Genomic DNA, 4,866 nt, shown 5'->3' with positions numbered 1-4,866 from the left:
GAAAAGTATGGTGTTTGTACCCATAATAATGTATATAGTTTCCTTATTGCTATCTATGAAACTCTACCAAAGTAGGGATTTATAAAGGAGTGAAATTATGCTTAATTTAGTCAAAAAGGATTTGAAATTATCAAGGAAAATAAATATTTTTGGAGGAATATATGCATTGTTTATAGCTGCTATGGGACTTACTATGCCTAATTATATGATAGCTAATCTTCTATATGTTCTTGGGATGATTATACTAATATTTATGCTGGTCATATATACAAATGGTTATGACGATAAATATAAAAGCGAAATTATTATCAATAGTTTTCCTGTAGATAGGCAAGATATAGTTAAGGGCAAATATTTAACTCTTATATTGTTTATAATATTAGGGTCGGGTATTGTATTGTTATTTACAAAAATTATCTCTGTTTTAAATATTGTTGATAACAATATGAGTGCAAGCTTATGGAATGCTCTCTTTGTAACCAATATATCCTTAATATTTTATTCCATATATTATCCTTTCTATTTTAAAATTGGAGAGGGAATTAGAAGTTTTAATATGATATTATGGATAGTGATATTGATAGGACCAAGTATAATAAGTAAGTTTATGAAAAAGCTGGAGGCAATAGGGCAGTTAGAAAAAATAATGTCTATAAATATCAATAAATTAAATATTTATTTATTAGTATTTTCCTTAATAATGTTTTATATCTCCTTACAAATATCTAAAAAAATTTATCTAAAAAGGGAATTTTAAATTTTCTTTTGACATTCTCAATTTTAGCGAAGAATCCCTAAACTGGGATTCTTCACTTACGTTTATAGTGATATGGTACTGTATTATTTACCTTTTCTATAATATTCCTTCATTATACTTTCAGGTACTAAGCTTCCACCGGTAGCCCAGCACATATGTGTGATATTATCTTTTTTCTTTAGAATATCTTGTTTTATTAAATATTCTTTTCCTTCTTCACTTGATAAAAATACTGGTCCTAAAAATCCTGCTAATGCTGAGGGTTCTAAGAAAACTTCTTCTTCATCTGCTAAAGCAGTTAAAAATTTGTATAGCCTATTATCATCTATGGTAAATATACCACTTAGCAGTTTATCCATTATCTTTCCTACAAAGGATGAAGGGCGACCTACTGCCAATCCATCAGCTTCAGTTATATTGTCTAATCCAAAATCCTCTACGGATATTTTATTGTGGAGTTCCGTCACAAGACCTAGTAACATGGCTGGGGAATGGGTAGGTTCTGCAAAGAAGCAATGGACATTATCACCATAAATGAATTTTAATCCATAAGTTACCCCGCCGGGTCCGCCTCCTACTCCACATGGAAGGTATACAAATAGAGGGTGGTTTTCATCTACTACTATTTCCATTTTATCCAGTTGTTCTTTAATTCTTAACCCACCTACAGTATATCCTAGAAATAGGTCTTTAGAATTTTCATCATCTATAAAATGACTATTAGGATTACTTTCTGATTGCTTTCTACCTTCTTCTACAGCCTTTGAATAATCAGAAGAATATTCTATTACTTCTACACCTTTACTTCTAAGCAAATCCTTTTTCCACTTCTTTGCGTCTTGGGACATATGAACCTTTACCTTAAATCCAATTTTTGCACTCATTATCCCTATACTTAATCCTAGATTTCCAGTACTACCTACTTGAATTATGTAATTGGAGTAAAAATCTTTGAATTTGTCTTCGGCTAATATAGAGTAATCATCATGAATAGATAATAAATTATTTTTAATAGCTAAAGTTTCTGCATGCTTTAATACTTCATATATTCCTCCTCTTGCCTTGATGGAACCAGCAATAGGCAGTAAATCATCTCTTTTAAGTATTAAATTGCCATATATTTTTTTATCATAGATTTTCTCAATTTTTGATTTCATAGAATTAATTGGAGATATCGGTGATTCAATAATACCCTCAATGGTTTCTGGGAACATTTTTTTTATATAGGGAGCAAATCTTTTTAATCTTTTTTCTGCGTCAATGATATCTTCATAAGTTATTGGTAAGTTGTCTACCAAATTATTGAATATGGTATAATTATTATTTATCCATAGTACTTCTTTTAAATTTTTAATTTTGTTTAATAAAGGTGAATTTTCTTTTATAATAGATTTTTTGTCCAAGTTTATTTCTCCCTTCCTTATATCTTAATACTTAGTATATATTATTATTGAAGATAATTAAAGAGAAAGAAAATTTGTTAAGTAAAACCCTCCTTCCCACTATTTTGAGTAGAAAGGAGGATTTCTATACTTATTATGGTAATAATCAATATTATTTCCAATTTGTTTCAATAGTTCTATCATTATATTTATTTCTTTAAAATCGTTATAAAGACCATAACTAATTCTAACGGTGCCAGGTCTGAGCATATCCCTATTTTCTTTATACTTTTCTATATCCTCTTTTGAAATATGGAGCAATTTTTGGACATAGGGCTGGGCACAAAAACATCCATTCCTGACTCCAATTCCTCCTTCTAAGGAAAGGGCTGTAGCTACAGTTCCATGATATAGGCCATCTATATTGAAGGATATAATAGACACTTTATTTTCTATATCTTCATCATCATATAATATAATATTTGGTATAGTTTTCATTTTTTCTAAAGTATATCGGGTTAATCTTCTTTCGTATTCAACGACTTTTTCCATACCTAATTTTTTCAATGTTTGAATGCTTTCAATTAAAGCCACTACTCCAAACAGATTGGGAGTTCCTGCCTCTTCCTTTTCAGGAGGAGGAGCCCATATGACATCGTCTGAAGTTACTAAATCTACAGTACCCCCACCTATATGGTCTGAAAAGCCAGATTCAAAAATATTTTTAGGAGCTATTAATACCCCAGTTCCAAAGGGGGCATACATCTTATGGCCAGAAAAGACTATATAGTCGATATGAGCTAAATCATTTACAGCCTTAATATCAACGGAATGATGAGGGATTAATTGAGCACCATCTACTAATATTTTACTTCCATATTTATGAGCTAGTTTTGCTATTTTATGTATTGGATTAATGTATCCAGTTACATTAGAGGCACCAGTTACAGCTACTAGTTTTACCTTTCCTTGATTTTTTTTTAGTAAATGCTCCAAATGATTTAAGGACAGTCTTCCTTTTGTATTTACTTCTACATAATCTACATTATACCTATATCTCCAAGGTAAATCATTGGAATGATGTTCCATATGAGTAGATAGAACTATTCCATTCTTTATTTCATCCATAAGTCTAAAAGAAAGTTTATTGATAGCTTCTGTTGTATTTTTTACAAATATTGCCGTATAATTATTTGGGTCAGCTTTTATAAAATCCAATACTATATTCCTGGCATTATCATAGAAATGTGAAGATACAACAGATTTATAACCTGTTCCTCTATGAACGGAAGAATAATAGGGGGAAAAATTATTTATTCCGTAAAGCACAGAAGAAAAAGCTGGAGTAGTGGCAGCATTGTCAAAGTTTATGTAAGGTACCTTAATTCCATTAAATAATGGAACTAACGTATTTATACCAGAAACTAAACTTTTATACATAATATCACCTTTATTATAGTTGGTAATATCATTATATTGATAAAAAATAAAAAGGTTCCATATCATTAGGTAAATATAGATAGGAAATATATGATACAATATGTATAGTGAATTTAATTAACAGGAGGAAACTTATGAAAGAGAAATCGAGTATCTATGCAGATTTTTCATTGTTAATAGTTGCAATTATATGGGGAAGTGGATTTGTTGTTACTAAGAATTCATTAAATCATATTACACCATATTACCTATTAGCCTTTAGATTTATGATTTCATTTTTTTTAATGGGAATAGTATTTTTTAAAAGACTTAGGAAAGCTAAATTGAAAGATTGGAAAGCTGGATTTTTGATAGGGATTTTTTTGTTTGGGGGGTTTGCTACCCAAACAGTAGGCCTTAATTATACAACTGCTGGAAAGCAAGCTTTTATAACTGCTACAAATGTTGTTATGGTACCCTTTATATATTGGGCTATTAGCAAGAAAAGGCCAGATATATATGAGGTAATAGCAGTATTTCTTTGTTTTACTGGGATAGGTATACTAAGCTTCGAGAGCAATCTAAGGTTTGGATATGGAGAATTTTTAACTTTTATTTGTGCCATATTTTTTGCATTGCATATATCTACCATTGGATATTTTTCAAAAGATCATGATCCAATAGTTCTATCAGTGATACAGATTTTAGCAGCAGGCATATTGTCAACTATATTTGCGTTGTTATTTGAACCTAGAATAACCAAGGTATCAAATGAAGCAGTATTTTCAATACTATACCTTGCAATATTTGGTACATTAATAGCCTTTTTAGTACAAAATATAGCACAAAAATATACTAGTTCAACCCATACAGCAATAATATTGAGTTTGGAGTCTGTATTTGGAGGAATAATGGCCTTAATATTTTTAAAAGAACCTTTTACTATTAGATTTTTAATAGGATGTATTGCAATATTAATATCTATACTTACTACAGAAACTAAATGGGATTTTCTTAAAAAAAATATTGAACAGAACAATAATTCAGGTAAAGTTAAAAGAGTTTAGGTGATATTATGAAAAAATATAAAGATATTCTTATTGCTTCTATTGTAGTAGGATTATCTTCTCTTTTATATATTGATTTTTATATAGAGAATTTTAAATTTTCTTTTGCAGGAGTTATGTTTCCTTTACTATTATTTATTTACGATGAATTTAATCCAATACTATTTGGAGCTTTATCGGGTTTTTCTTTGGTTTTTTTTAGAGGAGTATTTTATGGTGTTTTTCAAGGGGATTTTGTAGG

5 protein-coding genes are annotated in these 4,866 nt (G+C 29.5%); 3 read left to right on the top strand and 2 right to left on the bottom strand.

Features of this window, described 5'->3' with window-relative positions; translation table 11 throughout:
• The first annotated feature begins 97 nt into the window (after positions 1-97).
• Positions 98-757 (top strand): ABC-2 transporter permease, encoded by a 660-nt coding sequence (locus VK998_RS09495; protein ID WP_325227891.1) that lies wholly within the window; start codon positions 98-100, stop codon positions 755-757.
• 83 nt (positions 758-840) lie between these two features.
• On the opposite strand, the gene VK998_RS09490 is transcribed toward VK998_RS09495, so the two are convergent.
• Positions 841-2,160 carry a D-serine ammonia-lyase gene (locus VK998_RS09490; protein WP_325227890.1) on the bottom strand — a complete coding sequence of 440 codons (1,320 nt, stop codon included), beginning with the start codon at positions 2,158-2,160 and terminating at the stop codon, positions 841-843.
• Between the two features lie 99 nt (positions 2,161-2,259).
• Positions 2,260-3,579, bottom strand: coding sequence for an aminotransferase class V-fold PLP-dependent enzyme (locus tag VK998_RS09485; protein ID WP_325227889.1), 1,320 nt, complete (start codon positions 3,577-3,579; stop codon positions 2,260-2,262).
• A gap of 134 nt (positions 3,580-3,713) precedes the next feature.
• Here VK998_RS09485 and VK998_RS09480 point away from each other — a divergent pair, with 134 nt between their 5' ends.
• Together VK998_RS09480 and VK998_RS09475 are read left to right on the top strand one after the other, a co-directional pair.
• Complete coding sequence (locus VK998_RS09480; protein WP_325227888.1) at positions 3,714-4,625, top strand: DMT family transporter; 912 nt, start codon at positions 3,714-3,716, stop codon at positions 4,623-4,625.
• Between the two features lie 8 nt (positions 4,626-4,633).
• On the top strand, positions 4,634-4,866 hold a 233-nt coding region (locus tag VK998_RS09475; RefSeq protein ID WP_325227887.1), incomplete at its 3' end, for a hypothetical protein.

The organism is Schnuerera sp., assembly GCF_035459645.1.
Classification (GTDB): domain Bacteria; phylum Bacillota; class Clostridia; order Tissierellales; family Tepidimicrobiaceae; genus Schnuerera.
Note: the sequence above shows the minus strand (reverse complement) of the source record. Positions and strands in the feature narration are given on the sequence as shown.